The organism is Sphingobacterium spiritivorum ATCC 33861, from assembly GCF_000143765.1.
GTDB classification, from domain to species: domain Bacteria; phylum Bacteroidota; class Bacteroidia; order Sphingobacteriales; family Sphingobacteriaceae; genus Sphingobacterium; species Sphingobacterium spiritivorum.
Genome location: NZ_GL379770.1, coordinates 849,619 through 873,220, shown reverse-complemented (window position 1 = coordinate 873,220; position 23,602 = coordinate 849,619). Strand labels below are relative to the sequence as shown.

The following is a 23,602-nucleotide window of genomic DNA, read 5'->3' as shown; positions in this document are numbered from 1 at the left end:
GTTATTGAGGTTTTGTATTTTTAATAGCCGGCCCGAAATCGTAAATAACAGCATCTTGCTGTGCCTTCCGCAGCAAACTTATACCTATAGCCGACCGGTATCCGGACGCACAATGAACCACGATAGGTTTATCCGTTTTAATTTCTGCAATACGTCTCCGCAAATCAGGCAAAGGGATATTGATAGCATGCTTAAAAATACGGTTTTTACGCACTTCGTTTTCATTTCGCACATCAATAATGTAATAATTTTCAGGATGTGTGGTCACATCGTTTACCACGATTTGCGGAGGTCCTTCCTGATGACGGTCATATAGCAATGCCCCCGACACCTGTCCCTCATACCCGATCTTGGCAATCTGCCGGAGTCTTTGCTGCAGACGATCTTCACTTTCAGCCAGCAGATAGAACTTTTCACCAGGCAGGATAACCGTACCCAACCAGGTTTCAAACTTACCTTCTCCCGGTATCAGGACAGCATTTTTAACATAAGATGAGGCCGTATATTGCTGAGGCCTGGTATCCAGAATCAGCGTATCTTCCGGAAGTGCAGCATTATCAGGTAACATCTTTATGGCAGACAAACGTTCCTCCTGATCCGCAGCTCCCTGCAGATTCAGATGTACATCAAATGTAAAGTATGCCGGAACAAAACCAAGATCTGCCAATATCCAGGAGACAAATTCTTCTTCGTTACGAATTTTAAAAGCAGGATTGTGAAGGCGCTCATGACCGATTGTACCGGATGTCGCATCACTGATCCCCGATGCGCACAACGATCCGGCTCCGTGAGCCGGATACAGATCAAGCTGATCATCCAAAGGGATCAGTTTGTTTTGAACGGTATGATACATGTCCCTCGCAAGTTGCTCCCGGGCACTATGCGGATCCCCGTCTGTATTGCGTAAATCCGGCCGTCCCACATTTCCGAAAAGCAACGTATCACCGGAGAACAACGAAGTATCTCTTGTTTGGTCAACCAGAATCAAAGAGATACTCTCAGGAGAATGTCCGGGAGTATCCAGCACACGAAGATGTACCTCGCTGTTTAAAACGATACGATCACCTTCCCGCAAAGGCTTATGCGCAAACTTTGCCTGATACCTGTTTCCTACATAGACCGGAATCCGCAGGCGGCGCTGCAATTCAGCATGTCCACTCACGAAATCTGCATGCGGATGTGTCTCAATTACAGCAATTATACGCAGCTTATTTGCTTCTGCAAAATCCAGATATGGCCGTATATCTCTTGCCGGATCGATTAGCAAGATAGATGTATCATCATAGACTGCATAGGAAAAATGCGCCAGTCCTTCATCCGTAAACTGATGCACATGGTAGTTCTTATTTGCTTTACGTATTCCCGCAGCTATACTTCTTACCGGGAAGCAGAACAGCCCAACTCCAAGAATGCCTGCTTTCACAAAACGTCTTCTATGCATCAGTGATCTCCTTTCCCTTTCGTACTTTCCGGTGTATCCTTCTTCAGGTAATATCCCTTTTCTTCCCATGCTTTTATTCCACCGCTGAGATTGATGACTTCCTTAAATCCCAGACTGATCAACCGGTCTGCAGCCTGACGGCTTCTGTTTCCGCTTCTGCAGTACAGGTATACAGGCCGGTTTTTCTCCAGCTTTTGTATCCCCTGCTCAAAAGCAGTACTATCTTTCCAGTTTAACAAAATTGATCCCGCAATAGCGCCTTCTTTATATTCAGCAGGAGTGCGTACATCAATAAGCTGAATTGTACTGTCGGCAAGTAATGCCGCTTTAAAATGTTCCGCATCCCGGTTTCCATTTTGCTGTGCATGTACTGCATACGGAAGGAGCAGCCATAGAAAGACCAGCCCGGTAGTATATATTTGTCTAATTATTATTTTGTCCATAGCTGTAAATATTATTACGGGTATACCATCCTTTTCCGATAGGATGCTGTTCTTCTTGTTTGTTCAGAACCACCTGTATAGAATCTTTATCATTAATCTTACCTGCTAATCTGATACCTCCGTTTGGCAGTCTTTCGTAGTTCCAGCGCAGAATATGCAGACTGTCGCGCCAGGCTGTCTGATATTTTTGTTTCAGATCCATACGTATATCACTGCGTTCACGCACCAGTTCTTTTGCAAATTTTTGGTTTTTGTCTACCAGATACAAGTAAGGTGCTGTGCTGTCTATTTCATAATATAGATACCGCTTACCTCCTGCCCTGCCGGTGAATTCATAATCCTTAAAGAGATCTGTAGCTTTAGGAGTACCGTTATCCAGATTAATAGGATATGCCTTATTGACGGTATAGACCAAAGTAGAATACCGTTCGAAAACAGCATCATGCCAGCGGATAGAATCCAACGGATTATAAGGAAGTCTTTTACCATTAAGATCGAAAGCGGAAATATGATAATATCCTGCAGCATCTGCCAGTCCCGGCACTATCGGTTCCTTTAGTTTACCCTCATTGTAGTGCATTTCATAACGCTTATATCCGTAGTAAAAAAGAAACAACAGAATAAACAGATACTTACTACCCTTATAAAATAACCTGCGTCCGGCAGTGTCCCATTGAGGTGTATAGTAATTGGGTTGAAAATCCTGCTTTTTGATAAACACCTGCCATATACCCGGGATATATTGCAACAATACAAACAGGGAAAGAACAACAAAATATCCGCTGTACAGATGCACAGCTCCATCATACGCCAGATTTGCATGTGCTATATTATACAGCACACCGGCATTGATAACAGCTCCCAATGCAGTCGTTCTTCTGAAAAACATTAATACTCCGGCTCCAATCTCCAGAAAGCCCAGAAATATCTGATACCACAGCGAAAGTCCTACTGCCTGCCAATATAATTTGAATGGAGCATAATCGCCAAATGCAGTATGCAGATTGGCTTCCGAAGGAAAGGGCATCTGCATCGGATATAATTTCAGATATCCAAAAGCTATAATTCCGATTGCAATACGGTAACGGGCCAGCACACGCAGCCAATAGTATCCCTTTGAAACAGGAAAAGGGGCAGACTTACGGGTTAACCAGGCCCAAAGATAGGCACCCGCAATTGCGATCAAAGCCGTAAGTCCCCATGAAGTAAAAGAGAGGAGTCCCCATTTGCCGCTCTCTCCAGATATCTCGATCAGCCCCGGACGAAATCCGGCTACAGATGACAAGACTTCATAGAAAGATCTGCTTTTGAACAAATGAGCATACCATTCATATTTTACAGGAATAATAAAGAGCAGAATAAATATAAAGAAGAATCGGAAGATAATATTTCTACCCGAATCCCATCGGTCTATGGACGTTTTCACATATCCCGGTTCGATAATAGTGCTTTGTGTCATAACTGTTAATAGATTTTTATAGGATGACGACGACCCTTGTAGAGTAAATATTCTTTTGGAGTACGCTGCAGTGTGATTTTCAGGGAATCCTGAGAGGCAGACACACCGGTGAGGATAAGCTGATCCTTTCCGTGTCGCTCCACCTGAAAAACGCAGCGATCATCTTTCACAACCTTATTCTGCAGTTCAATACGGCGTCCTCCATCTCTGATTTCGTATCGGTAGAAATGACGACCGCCGTTACCCAAGTGTTCGAAATTGCGTAAACTATCCGGCTGATAAACAATTTTGGGACGCAGACTATCTATGATTGCCGGATTATTGTTGCGGACACTCAGCGTATTCCACTTTTCAAATACCACATTTCTCCATCGCTTCTCATCCTCTAAAGAATAGGCTGCTGTATCTCCGTTCAGAACAAAATGGCTAACATTATAATAGCCTGCAGCATCTTCCAGCCCGGCCTGCTCGGGGTAAGGATAGCGCTCATAAGACCATATCCGGTAAATACCTCCTGTTAATAACAGCGTAGACACAAGTACAGCTATTTTCAGCCACTTTCTGTATTGCTGACCGCGGGTACTGTATACAGGTTCAAAAGTATCTGCAACAGTATATTTTTCCAGAAAGAGCAGGCTGTAAAGTCTGGGAAGATCATACCATAAAATAGCAAAGGACAGCAACAATAGGAATGAACTATAGACCTGCTCCCCTATTCCATATGCATAGTTGGCCAATACTATATTGAGCAACAGACATAGTGCTATCGCCGCACCTATAGCAGTTGTTTTACGAAACAACAGCAAAACTGCCGCAACAATTTCCACCAGACCCAGTGCGGGTACATATCCTGCGGAACTGACAGATGTACTCAGAAAATAGACTTTCCAGGGTAAAAAGTCACCATAATCTGTATGCAGATCACTCAGAGTGGGCAGTGGCAGCAAAACAGGAAACAGCTTAACAATACCCGTAGCCAATAAAGCTATGGCCAACCGATACCGTAACAAGACCCTTAATACATAATACAAGCGGTCGGCAGCCACTTCCCGCTTAGACAGAATCTGCAGTAATACCGCACCTGCCAGCGCAACAACAAGTGCAATTATCCAGTTAAGATAGCCTTCCAGTTGAAGTCCGACATGCTGATCTTCCGAGAAGAACGAAGTATGATATGTTGCGAGTTGATAAAAACTTTCAATGCTCAGTAACTTACGGCTTATGTCCGCAAAGATTACCGGATTGAAGGGAATACTCAACAAACCAAAAAATATAAAGGCTGCAAACAGAGCAAAGACCTGGCCTTTGCTCCATGAATCATGTTGTGATTTACTCATCCTGACAACGACTATTCATATCCGGGATTCTGTACAAGATCTGCATCGACTTCCACATCATTGTATGGAATAGGAAATATCCACTTCCGCTGGTCCGTGACACCCAGTACCGTTGATGCACGCCCTGTACGCACCAGGTCAAACCAGCGGTGAGGTTCGAGTACAAACTCTGCTCTCCGTTCCTGCTCGATATCAGTCAGCAGCGTCTCCTTATTTGAAAGAACTTTGACACTGACATTCGCACGCCGGCGTACAGCATTGAGATCTGAAAGGGCTCCTTGCAGATCAGGGGCAGCGCTTTTTGCACGTGCTTCTGCGCGGATCAGATATTGTTCTGCCAGTCGAAGAATATACGTCGGATTGTCTCCCGAAGAGCGCCAGTACAACTTCTGGATGAAGTAATTGCGTATAGTTGCTGTAGAATTGTCCGTAATCAGTGCTTTGCGGTCCCCTCCCACATTTGCCTGTTGCAAAAACTGATATACCTCAGGTCCCGGACCATACTGATTGCGGTAACTGAGACTCGACCAGGAGCCAAAATGCGCACTTTGATCAGCCGCTGAAAAGGCCAGTTCGAAGATGGATTCCTTTGTGTTAAGTCCGCCCAGAATAGTTGACCAGGGCACCAGTTCGTAATTCGTATTTCCAATTACCTTTGTTGCATACTCAATTGCCTTATCCCAGTTTTCCTGATAGAGATATACCTTTGCTTTCAGTGCATATACCGTATTCTTAGTGACACGGTTGCGGTCTACAGTGGCAGGCAAAAGAGTTTCTGCCTGATCCAGATCTTTTAATACCTGCGCATATACCGTTTTTTGATCGCTTTGTTTCACTCCGCTGAAATCGGACGGAGACTTAGTCGCCTGCAATACGACCGGGATATTGCCCCATGCTTTTGCCAGATCAAAGAAAGAAAGCGCACGCAGGAAGTAAGCTTCTCCTGTGAATTTATTTCTTGCATCTGCGGTAATAGATTCATTACTCAGCGCAGCTACTTTCTCAATCACATTATTGGCGCCATTCACGACCTTATAGATATCGTACCATACATTATTTATCAAGGTATTATCCGCACGGTATTCGTGTACGGGAAAAGCGTTGTAATAATTGAGTGTACCTACCCAGATGTGGTCACCACCGGATAGATAAGCCATCGCAGCGTAACCGTCACCTCCATAATACAGACGTGACTGCAGCGCACTGTAAACTCCTAAAACAGCCGTTTCTGCTGTATTTTGATCCACCACAATGGTATTGCCGGAAATAGATTGTGTGGGATCAACATTCAGAAAATAATCAGAGCAACTACTAAGTCCGGATACTAATGTCGTTCCCAGAAGCAGGTATATTATATATTGATATTGTGTTTTCATTTTAAATATATTGATGATCAGATCGTAAAAAAATCCGTTGATTATAAAGTAAGATTGACTCCAAACTGATAGACACGGGCATGTGGTGGCATAGAGAAATCCAGCCCCTGAACAGTCGCTCCGGCCTGACTTTGCGCTACATTGACTTCCGGATCAGGCCCGCTGTAACCTGTAAAAGTCAGCAGATTCGTCGCATTGAAATATACTCCCAGTTTTTTGATAACAGTTTGCTTTCCAAGCAGAGCGGTCGGAAAGGTATAGCCTATATTGATATACTTCAGACGGATAAAGGAAGCATCTTCCAGAAAGCGGCTGCTTTCATAATTGTGGTTGTAGCTTCCGTCCGGATTTTGCAAAGTTGTGATACGCGGAATATCCGTCACATCCCCCGGTTCCTGCCAGCTGCGAAGCATGCTGGACAACATGGACCATGAAGTCCCTCTGCTCCCTGCGTGTTCCTGAAAATAACGGTTCATGTTAAACACCTTATTTCCCTGAGAAAAGTAAAAGTTAAATGCAAATGAAAAATTCTTATAGCTCAACTGATTGGTCAGGCTTCCGTAAATGGCTGGCCATGCGTCGCCAACGATCTGACGGTCATCTACCGTGATCTTTCCGTCTCCGGTACGGGAATCATCATATACCGCATTTCCGGTCTGTGTATCTACATACAGTTGTTTATACAGCCAGAAAGAATACAAGGGATATCCCTCTTCTATCCGTACCCAGTCTCTGTTATATTGGGTAAAGGATTTGGATAATTTTTCAACCTTATTCTTGTTGTGAGAGATATTGAATGTTGTATTCCACTGAAAATGGTCATTGGTAATATTCAATGTTTTCAATTCGATTTCAAATCCCTTATTACTGATTTCTCCGAAATTCTGGTAAGAAGAACTGAATCCGGTCTTCGCCGGAGTCGGCACTTCCAGCAACAGATCTTTGGTATACTTATTATAAAGATCCACATTCAGACTTACACGTCTGTCGAACAAAGAGGTTTCCAGTCCTACATTCCACTGCCGGGTGGTTTCCCATTTCAGATTTTCATTACCCAGCTGTGTAGGCGCTACCCCCGGTTTATCCAGATAGTTGTTGCCCCCGGTCCAGAGCAGTTGAGAAGAGAAGTCCGGAATCCCCTGATTCCCGGTCCATCCGATACTACCTTTCAACTGTAAAGTATTGATAAATGAAAGATTCTGACGTAAAAAATCCTCTTTCGCTATATTCCATGCTGCACCTACAGAAGGAAATGTCGCCCAGCGATTGTTCGCTCCGAACCGGGACGATGCATCTGTACGTACATTCGCATCTAAGCTATACCGGTCTTTAAACGTATAGTTCACGCCACCGAAATAGGAGATCAGTCCGTTATATAATCTGCCGGTAGCTGAGGCTGTAGTCACCGCTGCTGAAGAGATCGTTGTAAACTGCGTACTTGGATAATTGGTACCTGTCAGCGAGGCACGGCTTATAAAACCGCGTTGTAATGTATTGCCAAAGAAAACCGAAAGGAAATGTTCTTTATCGGATAAGGGAATATAATTCAGCAACTGTTCAGCGACCCATGTTGTTTCAGTCGAAAGCACATCACGTCCGCTTCCGTTTGTAGCCAGACCCTGATTAAGATTAGCATTGTAATAGATCACTTCATTGTAAGAATTATCATCCAGACTGAAAGACGATTTAAAACTCAGGTTTTTCAATATATTCCATTTTGCAAATACATTACCGATCAGGTGCTTACCATACGCATGGCTATTGCTGTTTTCCAGCAATACATACGGATTATTGAAGCGCTCCCCTCTGTTGTAGGTTCCGTCTGTATTAAACAAAGGAGTCAAAGTCGGCGTGTGCAATCCGGTATTGGTAATACCTCCGGTATCTCCTGTCGGTACGGTCTCCCGTTCGGTACTGCTGTAAGCTATGCTTGTCCCGATGGAAAGAGCCGAACTGATCTGATGGTCCAGATTGGTACGGAAGGAGAGTCGGTTAAAATCCTGTAATTTGAGGATAGATGGCTGTTTGGTATATTCTCCGCTCAGAAAGAAAGAAGTCTTCTCTCCTCCTCCGGCAACAGAAAGGTTGTGTGTGGTCTGCACCGGATCCCGGAAAATAAGACTCAATCTGTCGTAGGTTCCCTGGTCTTCCGGATTGCCGGCTCCGCCTTCACTTAGCGGACGGTAAGGTCGTGTTTCATAACTCTTACCATCATTGATCCACTGCTGATTCAGAATGGAAGCATGCTCCGGCCCTGTTACCAGACTCCAGACCTTGGGCGTAGTAGCCTTACCGATCACAGAGTTAAGATTGATGCGGGTAGCAGCATTGCGTTTTCCTCTTTTAGTAGTGACTATAATAACTCCGTTTGCACCACGGGAGCCATACATGGCCGTAGCATTTGCGTCTTTGAAAACTTCGATAGATTCAATATCTGCAGGATTGATATCGGCCAGCGGATTGATATTCTGTCCTCCGGCATTTACATTCTGCAGGGATCTGCTATTAATAAATACACCGTCAATAATGTACAGCGGATCATTATTTGCATTGATAGAAGTCGCTCCGCGCAGCCTGACTAATGCGGAACCGCCCTCGACACCGGAAGCCGAAGCAATCTGCAAACCCGGAGCAAGCCCCTGTATCTTTTCACTTAGACTGACACCTCCCTGAAATTCAAGTGACTTGCCTTTGACCTCGGTAATAGCACCTGTTTCGGAAGAACGGCGCTTTTGCGCATATCCGACAACAACGACCTCATCCAGTTGGTCCTGATTTTGAGATAAGACAATAACTGCTGGTGAAGAGCGTATCACCACTTTACGTTTGGTATACCCGACCACGCTGACAATCACTGTTGCAGGAAGTTTCTGGCCCGTGACCAGTTTAAAATTTCCAAGTTCGTCCGTCTGTACCTGATGCGTTACAGCCTCAAGCTGTACCGTCGCTCCTGCTATAGGATTACGTGTCAGTGAGTCAATCACCTTTCCGGCGATAGAGGCATTGATCAGCGGAGTAGATTGACCGTATGCCGTTACATAGATTCCACAAAGGAAAACCATGCAAAGAAGTGTACTAAAAACACGGTTTCTAGTATTATTTTTCATATTTTTGATTGGTTTTAATATAAAATTTCAATAACAAGCCACAACGCCAATTGAACACTTGTTGTTGATATGAGACCATCAGGGAGGTAGTTTATACTTCCCTGTTTTTTGAATATAGCTATCCAATGATATCCCTGAAGACACCTTAGATCATTGCCAATAAACGATTGAAAGAGTTATTGTATCAACACATGCACATCGGGCTGCACATTCGCAATACAGTGTTAAGGGATAACGCAGAGAGTGAGGTAAAGGTTTGTGTTTTCATGTTCTTAGATAAAGGTAAATTTTAATTCATTTTACTGTGTTTTGAGATGTTACTGAACGCTGAAAGATTGATCTCCAGGAGGCTCAGAAACACTGATCAATGTTAAATAGTCATAATACAAGTACAAACATACAATAAAATCTACTAAATCAATAGACTTTATTAATTATTTTTAATTTTCCTTTCTGAACAGATTTTTAAAAGCCTTCAGTCAGCCTGAAATTCCACAAGAATACGCTGCATCTGACAGCTATCTCTCAAGAATAAAAATCGCCGATTAAACATTTTTTAGATTAAATCCTCCTCCACCCTGATTATTTCAAAATTAATGTTGCAACATACTCCTTTATATCATACTTTTACAACTTTATTTAAATTAAGTCCAAATAAGAACACATATTTAAAATGTCTCTTCCCTTATCCAAACTACAAGTTAGATTTTTCAGATGCAGTCTGCTTTGCTTGGTGATCTTTCAACTAAATCACACTATTGCACAAGCACAATCCATACAACTTCTTGTCCGCGATGAAAGTAAACGTCCTCTCCCGCACGCAACAGTTTACCTCAACAAAAAAGCTACAGGATCTACCACACGGGACGGATCATTCAACATCCCTCGGCAATCTTCCGATACATTTCAGCTGACCGTCTCTTCTCTCGGATACCAGACTTATACAGGTATATTACGCACAGACACACTTTCAAATCCCTTTATTATCACGCTAAAAGACAGCAGATCCCTGGATGAGGTCGTTGTCACAGCCGGTAGAAAAGCAGAGAGCATAGATGAAATACCATCTTCCGTATCTATTCTGACCCGCAAAGAAATAGAGGCACAGATCAACATCACTTCTAATCTGGCTTCTATTCTCGGCAATACGATACCAGGACTGGGAACATCCAATAACAAATCCACTAATTCGGGACAGACACTACGAGGTCGTGCAGTATTGGTGCTGATTGACGGAATCCCTCAGTCTACTCCCTTGATGAATGGCAGTCGCGACCTCCGCACTATAGATCCAGGTGTAATCGAACGTATAGAAGTAATCAAAGGAGCAACCTCTATATATGGCAACGGATCCGGTGGAGGTATTATCAATTACATCACCAAAAAGAATACGGATAATGTACCTCTCTCCGGACAGACATTTGCAGGAACTTCCTTCAATCCGGTGCATCCGGGTCAGACTCTGGGCTATCGCTTTGCACAAATGTTTTCAGGCAGAAGCAACAAATTCAGTTATACAGTTAGCGGATCTGCAGATTATACAGGCCTGCAAAGAGACGGAAAAGGCTTACCTATCGGACAGCAGGATGGTATAGCCAACTCTTATCAGTATAATGCTTTTATCAAACTGGGGTATGATCTGGATAGTAATACTTCTATAAGTGCATTCTACAATCTGTACAACAGTACACAACATACACGCTATATCAATCAGGCTGGGGTATACGGAGAATCTCAGGCCATCGGTGTGCGCGGTGAAGAACCGGGAGAAAATGCAGGCACTCCATACAATCATAATATTATGGTAAACCTGACAAAACGTAATCTTTTCGGACAGACGCAACTGGATCTCAGCGGATATTACAATTCTTTCAGTTCCATGAATAGATATGTACCCTCAGGAACAGCATGGTACGGACCGGGACAGACAAAGATCAATTCCGAGAAAAAAGGAGTCCGGATTAATCTCAACACGCCTTTCCGCATCGGAAATAACCCTACAGAAGTAACATATGGATTGGATTTACTGAACGACGTTACAAATCAAAATCTGACAGATGGCAGAATCTATATTCCGGATATGAATATGGTTAACTTTGCACCTTACGCACAATTAAAAATGGATGTACTGGAAAACCTTATTTTTAAAGGAGGAGTACGCTATGAAAATGCGACCGTCAAGGTAAAAGATTTTAACACCATCGCAACCGGACCTGATGGACAGGGAAGTATAGCTGTATCAGGAGGAAAGATTCCCTACAAAGCGAGTATGTTTAATGCCGGCCTCCGCTATACGAAATATGACATTTTTAATCCTTTTGTGAGTTTCTCTCAGGGTTTTGCTATCAATGAACTCGGACGTATACTTCGTCGTGCAAAAGCAAATACGTTAGATCAGCTGGAGACAGATCCTATTATCACCAATAACTATGAGGTAGGATTTTCAAGTCAGTATAATTGGCTTCATTTATCAGCGGCCTACTACATCAGTACATCCAAGCTTGGAGTCAATCTGGTCGATGTGGGAGGCTTTCTGGTCGCACAGCGTGAACCTGAAAATGTAAAGGGATATGAACTGGCTGCAGAAGCAAGACTTTCACCAAAATGGACGCTGGGCGCAAACTATGCTTTTGTAGAAGGAAAAGCTAAATTTGATGACGGGCGTAAGGTATACCTCAACGGATCGCGTATAGCTCCGCCTAAAGCCACAGCTTACGTGTATTACAGACCGGCTTCCCAATGGAATCTTCAACTCTTCTGGGTACATACCGGCTCAAGAGACCGCTTTCCTCTCAATGACAAAGGAAAATATAACAACAGTGAAGGCCCAATCAAACCTGTGGACTTATTCAATCTGTCCGCAGCCTATACAATCAATACCCAATGGAGCCTGGGTCTGGGTGTAGAAAATCTTTTCAACACGACGTACTATCCTACAGTCAGCCAGTATCGCGCCATAGATGCCGAATATGCCAGAGGAAATGGCATGCAGGCAAATATTAATATCCATTATAAGTTTTAAATATGTTGCGTTCAGCAGTTCTATGGATACATAAGTGGATGGGAATCCTCAGTGGTATAGTGGTACTTTCTCTGGGTATTACCGGATGCCTCTATGTTTTTCAGGAAGAATTGAAACTGCTCTTCTATCCGCAAAAATATTTCTTAGAAAAGAAACACAATGATGCACCTATGCCTCTGAGTACGCTTATTGCCCATGCTCAGGCGGCATTACCGCCATCCCACCGTATCACGCGTGCAGACCTCTATCCCGATCCGTCCCGCACATGGATATTCAGAGCATCCAAAACAAATGAAAATGCATTCGGGCACTGGAATTATTACAGCTACTATGATCGTGTATTTGTGAATCCCTATACCGGAGCAGTCACAGCAGTAGAAGATTCGAAGAATGAATTCTTTCAGCTTGTTCTGCAAATGCACCTCAATCTCTTGCTGGGAAAAAAGTATGGACACCCGATAGTCGGCTATGCTACCGCGGTATTTGTGCTTTTGCTGATCAGCGGACTCATCCTCTGGTGGCCGAAAAGATGGAAAGGAAAAACATTAAAACGCAGCCTCTGGATAGACCGGAAGGCCAAATGGAAAAGACTCAACTATGATCTCCATAATGTATTTGGGTTTTACAGTCTTTTTATCGGACTCGTAATAGGTATAACAGGATTGGTATTTGCATTTCCAGCGTTTGAGAAATCCTATGTGAATTTTTTCAATCATCTGGGGACGGATGAAATTAAACAGAACAAGCCAACTTATCCCCTTGTGTCCGGACCGGAAGCCTCAGCAATGGATAAAGCCCTTTACTTTGCAATCAAAAACTATCCAACCGCGGACATGATGTCTTTGCGTCTTCGTAATGAAGCCGACAAACCTGTAGACATACAGATTCGCTTACAAAAAGATAAAACAAGTAGGTTCAAATGGTATTATTTTGATGCTGTGACAGCACAGATCATCAATATAAAGAGTGATGACAATCTCTCGGGAGGAGAAAAACTGCGCTCTATGAATTATGATCTTCATGTAGGAAGCATAGGTGGTTTGCCAACTAAAATTCTGGCTTTCTTTATTTCTCTTTTCTGCGCCTCCTTGCCTGTAACAGGGTATATTCTTTGGTGGCAAAAATCATCCAAATCCAATAAAAAATACAACCGCAGAAAAAAAAGGCACATACAACCTGCCTGACGGTTAGATCAGGCCCACCAGCGGTTGAGCCGGTTCAATTTTTCCCATGATACGCCCAGGTACTGAGCAATTAATATTTTGGAGACCCGTAGGAATAATTTAGGATATTCAGACAATAAGAGATCATACGTTTCAGCAGCAGATGTTTACTGTGGTTTAAGAGAACTGTAAACAGAATAACGGATTTAAAAAAGTCTCAAATCGTTATTCTTTCTATAAAATTCTGAATAGTTTTTCAAATCAACATTTGACCTACATCACAACTTTTAATTGCTTTTTCCCAAAATTATCGGCAAAAAAATCTTAAAAATTTAAAAAAAGGAAAGAAACGCAAAATAAAAGATCAAAAACTAAAAAAACACTCATAAAAATAGACTAAAATCACAATAATCAAACATAAAAAACCAAAACAACCCCAATTAAGTCTAAAAAAATCTTAAAAATTCATTGTCAACAATAAAAAAATACAAATATTATTATTTTTTTTGATGTAAAATTTGAATTTTAAAATATAATTACTACCTTTACAGCTCCTCATATTACAATTTATAATTGGTTATTAAAAGGTTTTCATTCTCCCCCGTTTGAAAACCTTTTTATTTTCACGTAAAATCAACAGATTTAGGAATAAAAACACAAAAACATTCACAAAAGAGACAGAAAACATCCAACACACACCCACATAACACATAAATTAAATCAAAATCTCATCTTTTAATCTAATTCAATACTTTTACACTATAAATACTTACTATTTCCATCACTTTGGCACATGAAAGTCGATAACATAGCAAATAAACTTAAGCATGCTAATCTGTTTGATAAGACTGTTACTCTCCGGCGTCATGAATTTCTCTGCACAAAGGACTCTATTGACCAGCACATATACTGGATAGACAGTGGCAGCCTGCGGATTTTTATGATGGATGGTGAAGAAGAGCGCAATATCAGATTTGGATATTCCGATAATTTAATTGTTTCTTTAGATTCATTTTTATCGGGCAAACCGACCGATTTCTATATTCAGGCAATCCGAAAAACCACAGTCAGAATAGCAAACAAATCCTCTTTACAACAGTTTATACAATCTGCCCCGGATAAGCTCATCCTGTGGAATCAGATACTGGAAGATTTGATATTACAACAGGTAGAACGGGAAAAGGATATTCTGATCAGTTCTCCGCGGGAGCGATACGAACGCATACAGAAAAGGAGTCCCCGTTTATTTCAGGAGATTCCGAATAAGTACATCGCCAACTACCTGCGAATGAGTCCGGAAACATTATCCAGACTTCAAAAATCTTGATTTCAGTCAAGATTTATTTAAATGGAAAAGAGGAGCTTTGAACAAGATATGAAAATAGAATCCTCTACATTGATTAATGAGCTGATTGAGCTGACAACTCAACATATAGCATTGGCGCAACAGTTGCAAAATAATTCTCCTGAGGAACTCAACAAACGACCCTATGAGGGATCCTGGAGTACGCTGGAATGCATAGAACACCTCAACAGGTATGCAGACTTTTACCTTCCGGAAATTGAACAACGTATAAAATCAAGCTCTGCCCCTTCCCGAAAAATTTTTAAAAGTGGCCTGCTTGGAAATTACTTTGCCAATATGATGCTGCCCAAAAGGAAACTGAATAAGATGAAGACTTTTAAACAAATGGATCCTATCGGTAGTCAGCTCACTGCAGATGTGATCCGTACCTTCATCCTGCAACAGCAGCGTCTCATCCACATTCTGAACACCGCAAGAGAAGCGGATCTTCAGAAAATAAAAACAAGCATCAGCATTTCCCGATGGATTAAGATCAGACTGGGAGACACTTTCAGAATACTGATCTACCACAATGAAAGACATATGCAACAGATCAAAAGAATAGGGATATTGTGAAGGGAACGCTATGATCAGGCAAAATAAAACAGAGTTTGTTCTTCAACAAACTCTGGCTTTTTTTTAATATAATAAGGAATAATTGTCTCCTTGTCTTAGTAATTGTATATCGCCACTACAGGAAGGTGATCTGAAGCATAACTCCCTGTAAGTGCAACTGCTGACAACAAACTATATTGCTGAACAGCAAGCTTATTAGACGCAACAAAATCTATTGCCTTTGTCGGATTACGCACAGGAAAAGAATTGGGACAACCATTGACACAGGACAAGGTATATTGTTTACGCAATTCGGTCAATTCTACCGAATTACTTTCAGCGTTATAATCTCCGCCAATCATAATCGGTTTATTGAGCTGCACACTCAGTTCATTGAGAAAAGTTGCCTGTGCGGTACGATTAGGAACATTCAGATCCAGATGAGTAGACGCAAACTCCAGTGTTTTTCCATTTCCCAGATCTATTGTTGCCATTGCCACGGTTCTTTTCTCTCCGGCAACAGGCATAGGAAGTTCCAGTCTTCTTGTGTTCGAGATCGGAAATTTACTCAATATAGCAACTCCATATTCTCCTCCGTTATAATCTAATGATTTAGAGAAGTAATAGTTCATATTCAATAGCTCGGCTAATTTCTTTGCCTGGTCTACTTTACCTGAACGAGGCACATTGACATCCACCTCCTGTAAAGCAACGAGATCCGGATTTTTCTGTTTGATCGTGTTTGCAATATTTTCCAGATTGACAACCTCCGAGTTTTCCGGTGCTCCATGATGGATATTATACGTGATAACCGTCAGTTTACTTTTTTCTGTTTTCGGCTCCGGGATTTCCTTCTTATCGCTGGAACAGGCCAGTGATGCTATACTTACAAAACAGGTAAGCATCAAAATTTTAAGTTTATTCATAATTATTGTTCGATTTTTAGTTTAAAAGAAGCTGTCATCGGCAGAAAAGTATTTGCAGATTTCGGAAAGGCCAGATAATTGGACAAAGCCAGTTTCCCACCCGCACCTTTGAAAGTGATATAATCATATATACCGGTAGGGCTGGCTTTCGGTGAATTCATCGGACAGCCTGCACCCAGACAGGCAAAAGTAAATGAGCCTTTTAAGTAGCTAAGCACTTGCCCGTTCGCACTCTCCTGCTCATTAAAATTACCCACCAGAATCACAGGTTCGGTAATCTTTTCTGTCATATTCAGGAGATCTATTACCTGCAGATTTCTGTTGTTCACGACAGAAGGATCCAGCTCTGTGCCTGCAAAATAAACATCATGACCTTTCTCTACTTCTACACGGATCATCACCGCACTACGCAGTTCCGCCGTATTTCCATCTTCACGTCTCAGGATTTGTGCAACCTTTTCTTTGATGGGAAATTTGGAAAGAACTGCATTCCCGAACCCTCCGGTCTGGTAATCAAAGTTCTTTTTGAAAAACACTTCCATACCCAATGAATCTGCCATAACCTGAGGCCTGTTGACCTTCTCTACCCGTGTCGTTGCACTATCTATCTGTCTCAGAAACAACAGATCCGGATTATACTCTTTAATATAGGTGATCATGGTCGCAAAGTCAGGAATCGTACTGAGACGCATATTGACAGACATCACTTTCAATGTTTTTGTCGGTGCATTACTTCCCGAATCTACAGGATTAGGGGTTTCTTTTTCCGGAAGAATATCCCAGTCTCCTGCACTGTAGGACTTACGACAGGAAGAAAGAGAGACTAATATAAAAAGGCTAAGTAAGCCATATAATATCGTGTTGCTTTTCATATTAATAATTTGGATTTTGAACTATATTAGGATTAGCAATAATTTCATTTTCCGGGATCGGCCACAGTCCTTCGCGGGATCGGTTATACTTGCGGGTCTGGACTTTTACCAGCTCTCCGGTAGTAGGGTTGGTCGCTCCGTACACCTCACCGTTCAGCACTTCAGTATCAATGCCCCATCTTCGGATATCAAAATAGCGCCCCCCTTCAAATGCAAGCTCTGCCTGTCTCTCCCTTCGGATAAGCTCTCTCATCCTGGCCTGCGAATTATAAAGTCCCGTATTGATCGCAGGCATAGCTGCTCTGGAGCGCACTTCATTGATGTATCTGGTAACATCAGCATGATTCCATTCACCAGATTCAATAAGCGCTTCGGAGTAATTCAATAAAATTTCAGCATAGCGAATGATCATAAAATCCAGACTGCCACTCTTAGACTGTCTGTCGCGGGCGTCCACATATTTCTTAATCCAGAACCCTGTAGCGGTAGACTTGGTCTCCCCTATCTTATCACTGGGATTATAAAACGGATCTAACGTATACTGTCCCTGAAAACTTTCATACGGTACAAATACCGAAGCACGCAACCTCGGATCTCTGTTATTATTAAAATTCGGATTCTTCTGATAGACCAGCATAGAATCGCGTCCCAGTTCCTGAATAGTCTTTCCTTGTCTGGTTTCGTAGTTATCTATCACTTTATTGGTAGGTGACAGATAGGTCTCACCACCTATACCGAAAGGCGCAAATGTAGTCCATGCATTGCTGCATCCGTTCTCCTTAAAGAATATACGTTCATCATTAAGTTCGCCCGCATAGCTAAATAATTCGCTATAGCTCGCCGATCGGTTTGTATTATTGACCCACAGTTTGTAAACCCCGGACTCTATTACTTTTTTGGATGCTGTCTTTGCGAGTTCAAAATCTTTTTTGATCAGTCCCAATCGGGATAACAGCGACCAGCAGACACCACTGGTCATACGCCAGCGATCCGCATTGACATAAGAGGAAGGCAAATTTTCTGCACAGTATTTCAGTTCACTGACAACAAATTCATAGACCTTTTGCTCCGCCGTGCGGGGTTGTGTATTTTCTTCGGGAGTGAGCGAACGCTCCAGTAACGGAATATCCCCGAATAGCAGCATCAGTTCCATATGATAATAAGCTCTCAGCGCTCTTGCTTCCAGTTTCATTCTATCTTTCAACGTAGCGTCCATATATACACGGTCTACATTTTCAAGAAATCGGTTTGCTCTTCTCACACAGATGTAATCATCCTGCCAGATGGAATTGGCAACTCCCCATCTGCTGGTTGCCAGTCCACGGGTAAAACTGTCGTAGTCTCCTTTAAAATCTCCACGGTGCACCGCTTCATCTGTCAGGCCGGCATAGTACATAATATTACGTCCGGACGAACCTCCCGGGATACCGACATATACAGAAGCTATCGCATTGTACGCATCCGTTTCCGTATTCCACCACTGCTCATCCGTCACACCTGTGGGGCTATCAATGGTCAGAAAACTTTCGCATGAAGTCTGCAGCAAAGACAGAGACAACATACTGTAAACTAAATATTTAATATTATTTTTCATTTCAGGTTTTCAGATTAAAAATTAACAGTTAGACCCAGAGAAAATGTTTTCATAATAGCATAGGTATAAGAACCACCCTGAGATTCGGGATCCGCCATTTTCACATCGGTAAAAATAAACGGGTTCTGCACGTTCATATAGATACGGCTGGATTTGATACCATACTTATTCATAAAAGCAGGATTGAGCCTGTAGCCTAATTGGATAAATTTGACACGCATATACCGTGCATTGAACAACCAGAAATCACTTCGCAATACATTCGTAGCCGGATTGGCCAGTAAGCGTGGAAAGATGGCGTCCTGATTATTTTCACGCCAGGTATTGGCAGCTCTGTACGTTGTAGGAACCCCTCCGGAAGCACTCATATTAAGAGGATGCCATAAGTATCCTGCAGATTTTCCTCCCAGATTACCCGAATAATCATGATCACCGGTACCCTGAAGCAGAAATTCCAGATCCAGATTTTTATACCGGAAATTAAAATTTGCAAAATAATTGATACGCGGTGTAGGATCACCTATGATCTGCTGATCATTCTCATCGATGATACCGTCACCGTTAAGATCGATATACTTGATATCTCCGGGCCCCTGCCCGGCTACAACCGGTACTTTGGCTGTCGTCTTGTCTGCTTCAAAATCCGAATACTGCAGAATTCCGTTGGAAGCATAACCGTAGTAACTTTTGATACTGGATCCTTTTTCATTGATCTCTATACCACTGATATAAGGTCCGCCAAGCAGATCAGTGATCTTATTTTTATTGTACGTAATACCAGGACGGACTGAAAAGTCAAAATCCTGACTTAGCTTACCATTATAATTCAATGAAAGTTCCACACCTTTGTTGGTCACCTCACCGGCATTCAACGGAGCAGAACCTATGGCGCCCGAAGGGGCTACGGAAGGATACAGAATAACATCTGAAGTCTTCTTATCGTAGTAATCAAAAGTCAGGCTTAGTTTATTCTGAAACAAAGCCATATCCAATCCTATATCCAGAATATTCACTTTCTCCCACGAAATATCCGGATTACCCCATACACTCTCTGTACCGTTGCTGGTATTGATCAGATTCTGATAGCGGTACAATCCTATATTCTCATTCCCAAGCTGACCATACGATGCTCTGATTTTAAAATTGCTGATCGCCTCTACATTAAAGAAAGATTCATTGTGCACATTCCAGCCAAATGCAACAGAGGGAAAATATCCGTATTTATTATTAGGGCCGAATTTGGATGAGCCGTCTGCACGGAAAGAGGCTTCCAGCAGATAGCGATCTGCATAAGCATAGTTGACCTTTGCATAAGAAGATACCAGAGCTGAAGAATTCCAGTATCCATTGTTGAATTTTTCCATTGAAAAACCACCCATCGCAAAAAGATTGTGTTTACCAAAATTCTTACTGTAATCTACAGCACCACTGAGGTAGTAATAGGTATCCCGTACTTCAGAATACGCATCACGCTGAACAGCCCAGGTCTGTACAAGTTGCTTGGTATAGTAATCAAAGAAATAATAATTATCCCTGTTTTGCTTATATACATCACTGTTGAGCCGGTAGCTGAATTGTCCCCTGATATTCAAATCATTAGTAATAGACCATTTGGGCTGAAGATTGATCGTAGCCTGATCATACTGGTATCCTATACTTCCCCCTACTTCAGAATACGCAATCGGATTGACAATATCTGCATAGCGTCCGTAAATTGTCGGCCAGCCTTCTTCCTGAGGATATTTAGGCAAGACTGTAGGCGGAAGCCGGTACAGATCATCCAGCAAACGGCTGCCCCCGTTCGAAATGGGTCGGTTAGGATACATCGTATTCCGGCGGATCCCCAATACATCCAGATTAATTAAAAATCTTTTGGACAAGGATACCGAGGTATTGGCACGTATATTAAAGCGGTCCATCTTGTTCTGCGGGATCATTCCCTGCTGATTCATATAATTACCCGTTACTGCAAATCGCGCCACATCATTCCCTCCGCTAACCGATAGCGAATGTGATGTCAAAGGCGAGTACTCATCGATCAGTTCCTTTGTCCAGTTGGTATTCGGATAATTGACCGGATCATCTCCGGCTTCTGTCTTCGCAATCTGATCGTCAGAATAAAATACCTGTCCGCCTGAAGCCACCTGTGCATAGTTATACATACGCATATAAGTCGGGGCATCTACGAATTCAGGCAGTATCGTTGGTGTCTGCATGCCCAGGTATCCGTCATATAAAATATTGATCTGACCGGCTTTACCCCGTTTGGTGGTCACCAGAATCACACCATTCGCTGCTCTCGCTCCATATATAGCCGCAGCTGCTGCATCTTTCAGAATAGTTACACTTTCAATCGTCACCGGATCGATATGGTTCATATCCATAGGTACCCCATCGACCAACACCAGCGGATCGGAATTATTTAACGTAGAGATCCCCCTGATCTTTATACTGGCGGCATCTCCTCCCGGAAGACCGGATCCCTGTTGTACCTGTAAACCGGTCACTCCACCCTGCAATGATTGGGAAAGATTGGTAATAGGCTTGCCTTCAATACTGGACTTGATATCCAGACTGGCTACAGAACTTGCAATGTGTTTACGCTGCATTTCGGTCATCCCCACGACAACGACCTCTTCCAGATCCGAAACATTCTCCAGCAGAGAAATGGTCAGGTTATTTTCAGTCTTGTTGACAGGAACCTGTTTGCTATGGTATCCCACCATACTGAAAACTAAGGTCGCACCTTTAGGCACTTCCAGTTCATAATATCCACCTTCATCGGTATGCACACCTTGACTTCCGCCCAGTACAGCGACAGAGACGGACGAAAGCGCCTGCGGAGGTTCTCCGCTGTTAAATACACGGCCTTTGATCCGGATCAATTCCTGCGGCCGGGTTTCTATTGCTACGGTGCGGCTTACAGCAGACGGAACCAGCGTAATCTGATTACCACTGATAGTATAATCCAGACCGTATTTCGGCAGCTCCCGTTTCAGAAGTTCACGCAATTCCACCTGATTCGCCTGTACAGATATCCGCTTATTTTCGATAAGGTGATCGTTGTAGAGTAATGCTACATTAGTCTGATCCTGAATAGATTGCAGAAAGACTTTAAAGGTAACATTACTTAGTTTTAAAGACACCCGCTGTGAATAGGCATTGGCGGCAAATGTCATAAAAAGTAAAGTAGTCAATAGGGAGGTAACTTTCATATAATAGTAGAATTTGACATCAAAATGCCTCCACCCGGCCATTTGTTGCCAGGATTGCTTTTTTTTCATAATTTTAGTACGATTTTAACTGTTTAAGATCAATAAATGTGATAAGGGGGAGTAGCAGCTCCTCCTTATTCTTCTTATTTAGTAGATTTAGGTTTTCTTATAGTCACCTCCTTTTCTTTTAATATTATCTGATAATCTCTGAGTTCGTATATATTCTTCAGTACAGCGACAACATCTTCCCGCAAATCCAGACGCCCCGAGTAGGAAAGATCTATATTATCCAGTGCAGGATCAGCATCTATAGATACATTATACAGACGTTCTATTTTCCGGAAGAGATCCTGAAGTCTGATCTTATTCAATGATATTTGCTTTTTGGTCCACAGAATATCCTGCGCCACGCCCGACTTATCAATCACCACCCTGCCTGGATTCTCATAAGCAGCAATACGCTGTCCGGGACTCATTGCTATTTTCTCAAAACCTTTGCTATTACTATGAAACAATACTTTTCCCGTGATCAGCTCCACAGTAGTCTGCTGATCACGTTCATAGCTATTGATATTAAATGAAGTACCTACGACCTCTACCGTATGCGCTTTCATCTGTACAAAAAATGGCTTCCCGGTATGTGTCACATCAAAATAGGCTTCTCCGTTAAGGTAAACCCTACGCTCTTTGCCCCTCATATTTTTGTCCATTGTGAGGTAAGACCCTGCATTCAGCCAGACCCTGGTACCATCTGTCAATGTCACTTCCTGCCGGTGTCCGTTCGGAACATATATCGTAGTATAAGAAGCGGCTGACTCGTCAGACAAATCCAGCATACTATCCGCTGCATAGGAAACATCTCCGGACAGCAGACCGGGATCATTGGTAATGGGTGAAATGAAAATTTTAGATTTGACAATCTGAGTCTGATCGGTAGACTCAAATCGCTTCTGATTAAATTCCGCAACCCTAGAAAGGTCGAATGAGGTATCGTCCGCCCGGGGGTAGAAAATAAAAAGTGATCCGATTAATAAGACACAGGCTGCAGTGAGCATCAGGTATATGGAACGATGTCTCTTTTGCCGTCCGCGACGGATTACAGAGGCCATCAGTTCTGCTCTTTCCGGATCTGTCAGCTGTTCATTTTCCGGCAGATCAAATATTTTTTTTAATTGGTTTCTATGCTTTTCCAAATGCTATATTTCCCCTTTATATACAAAGAGCAAAAAAGTACAGCGGCATAGACATTTTATTTTAAAATTTTTAAACAAATCTGATAACGATTTGGTAAGAGTAATTAATAATACGCTTGTTAATGAATTTCAGTTAGTACCATCAATTTTATTTTTCCTTAGCATAAAAAACACACAAGCTATAAATGTAATAAGATAAAGAATACCTAATGCCGTTTTTTTAAATGTAAAAGTCTGGAAATCAAATTCACGAAGTAATGCTAATCCAATCGGAAAAGCAATTAATGCGAAAACCAGGTTAAACCCTATCTTATTTTTCATTATTTTTATAATCAATCAATTTCATCTTTTCAGGTAATTTCTTTACAAAATGGTCACTACCTTGTTTATAACCCTCATAAAATTTTGCCAATAATACCAAATATGCTTGATATTGTGCAACTGATTTCAGGTTTAACTTTTATAAATAGCTAAAGTACAAAAAATAGCATATGCCTATAGTATGAGTTTCTCTTACAGTATTGAACTTATAATTGTGCAGCAAGGGCATTCTC

General features: G+C 42.2%; 15 protein-coding genes. 4 read left to right on the top strand and 11 right to left on the bottom strand.

Features of this window, described 5'->3' with window-relative positions:
• Position 1: 1 nt before the first annotated feature.
• The 6 genes from HMPREF0766_RS03925 to HMPREF0766_RS03900 are packed head-to-tail and all read right to left on the bottom strand — an operon-like array spanning position 2 to position 9,163.
• A complete protein-coding gene (locus HMPREF0766_RS03925) occupies positions 2-1,510 on the bottom strand; it encodes an MBL fold metallo-hydrolase (protein ID WP_236590550.1) in 1,509 nt (502 codons plus the stop codon).
• Positions 1,441-1,884 carry a rhodanese-like domain-containing protein gene (locus HMPREF0766_RS03920; protein ID WP_002993914.1) on the bottom strand — a complete coding sequence of 148 codons (444 nt, stop codon included), beginning with the start codon at positions 1,882-1,884 and terminating at the stop codon, positions 1,441-1,443. The genes HMPREF0766_RS03925 and HMPREF0766_RS03920 overlap by 70 nt, the downstream gene beginning before the upstream one ends.
• Positions 1,865-3,343, bottom strand: a complete 1,479-nt coding sequence (locus tag HMPREF0766_RS03915) for a hypothetical protein (protein WP_002993913.1) — start codon at positions 3,341-3,343, stop codon at positions 1,865-1,867. The genes HMPREF0766_RS03920 and HMPREF0766_RS03915 overlap by 20 nt, the downstream gene beginning before the upstream one ends.
• A 5-nt stretch (positions 3,344-3,348) precedes the next feature.
• The gene (locus HMPREF0766_RS03910) at positions 3,349-4,680 is read right to left on the bottom strand and encodes a hypothetical protein (RefSeq protein ID WP_002993912.1); all 1,332 of its coding nucleotides are present in this window, start codon (positions 4,678-4,680) and stop codon (positions 3,349-3,351) included.
• Positions 4,681-4,691: 11 nt separating this feature from the next.
• On the bottom strand, positions 4,692-6,056 hold the full coding sequence (locus HMPREF0766_RS03905; protein ID WP_002993911.1) for a RagB/SusD family nutrient uptake outer membrane protein: 1,365 nt from the start codon (positions 6,054-6,056) through the stop codon (positions 4,692-4,694).
• 41 nt (positions 6,057-6,097) lie between these two features.
• The gene (locus tag HMPREF0766_RS03900) at positions 6,098-9,163 is read right to left on the bottom strand and encodes a SusC/RagA family TonB-linked outer membrane protein (protein WP_236590551.1); all 3,066 of its coding nucleotides are present in this window, start codon (positions 9,161-9,163) and stop codon (positions 6,098-6,100) included.
• A gap of 733 nt (positions 9,164-9,896) precedes the next feature.
• On the opposite strand from HMPREF0766_RS03900, the gene HMPREF0766_RS03895 reads away from it, so the two are divergent.
• From HMPREF0766_RS03895 to HMPREF0766_RS03880, 4 genes are all read left to right on the top strand, one after another.
• Positions 9,897-12,185, top strand: coding sequence for a TonB-dependent receptor (locus HMPREF0766_RS03895; protein WP_002993909.1), 2,289 nt, complete (start codon positions 9,897-9,899; stop codon positions 12,183-12,185).
• A gap of 2 nt (positions 12,186-12,187) precedes the next feature.
• Positions 12,188-13,369 carry a PepSY-associated TM helix domain-containing protein gene (locus tag HMPREF0766_RS03890; protein WP_002993907.1) on the top strand — a complete coding sequence of 394 codons (1,182 nt, stop codon included), beginning with the start codon at positions 12,188-12,190 and terminating at the stop codon, positions 13,367-13,369.
• A 772-nt stretch (positions 13,370-14,141) separates the two neighbouring features.
• Positions 14,142-14,675, top strand: a complete 534-nt coding sequence (locus HMPREF0766_RS03885) for a Crp/Fnr family transcriptional regulator (RefSeq protein ID WP_002993905.1) — start codon at positions 14,142-14,144, stop codon at positions 14,673-14,675.
• A gap of 48 nt (positions 14,676-14,723) precedes the next feature.
• The gene (locus HMPREF0766_RS03880; RefSeq protein ID WP_037459907.1) at positions 14,724-15,269 is read left to right on the top strand and encodes a DinB family protein; all 546 of its coding nucleotides are present in this window, start codon (positions 14,724-14,726) and stop codon (positions 15,267-15,269) included.
• A 95-nt stretch (positions 15,270-15,364) separates the two neighbouring features.
• Here HMPREF0766_RS03880 and HMPREF0766_RS03875 read toward each other — a convergent pair whose 3' ends face one another.
• The 5 genes from HMPREF0766_RS03875 to HMPREF0766_RS03855 all read right to left on the bottom strand — a co-directional run bounded on the left by HMPREF0766_RS03875 (position 15,365) and on the right by HMPREF0766_RS03855 (position 23,048).
• On the bottom strand, positions 15,365-16,174 hold the full coding sequence (locus HMPREF0766_RS03875; protein WP_002993901.1) for an endonuclease/exonuclease/phosphatase family protein: 810 nt from the start codon (positions 16,172-16,174) through the stop codon (positions 15,365-15,367).
• A 2-nt stretch (positions 16,175-16,176) separates the two neighbouring features.
• Positions 16,177-17,046, bottom strand: a complete 870-nt coding sequence (locus HMPREF0766_RS03870; RefSeq protein WP_002993899.1) for an endonuclease/exonuclease/phosphatase family protein — start codon at positions 17,044-17,046, stop codon at positions 16,177-16,179.
• A gap of 1 nt (position 17,047) precedes the next feature.
• On the bottom strand, positions 17,048-18,640 hold the full coding sequence (locus tag HMPREF0766_RS03865) for a RagB/SusD family nutrient uptake outer membrane protein (RefSeq protein WP_002993897.1): 1,593 nt from the start codon (positions 18,638-18,640) through the stop codon (positions 17,048-17,050).
• Between the two features lie 14 nt (positions 18,641-18,654).
• Positions 18,655-21,924, bottom strand: coding sequence for a TonB-dependent receptor (locus tag HMPREF0766_RS03860; protein WP_002993895.1), 3,270 nt, complete (start codon positions 21,922-21,924; stop codon positions 18,655-18,657).
• A gap of 74 nt (positions 21,925-21,998) precedes the next feature.
• Positions 21,999-23,048, bottom strand: coding sequence for a FecR family protein (locus HMPREF0766_RS03855; RefSeq protein WP_002993893.1), 1,050 nt, complete (start codon positions 23,046-23,048; stop codon positions 21,999-22,001).
• Positions 23,049-23,602 lie beyond the last annotated feature (554 nt).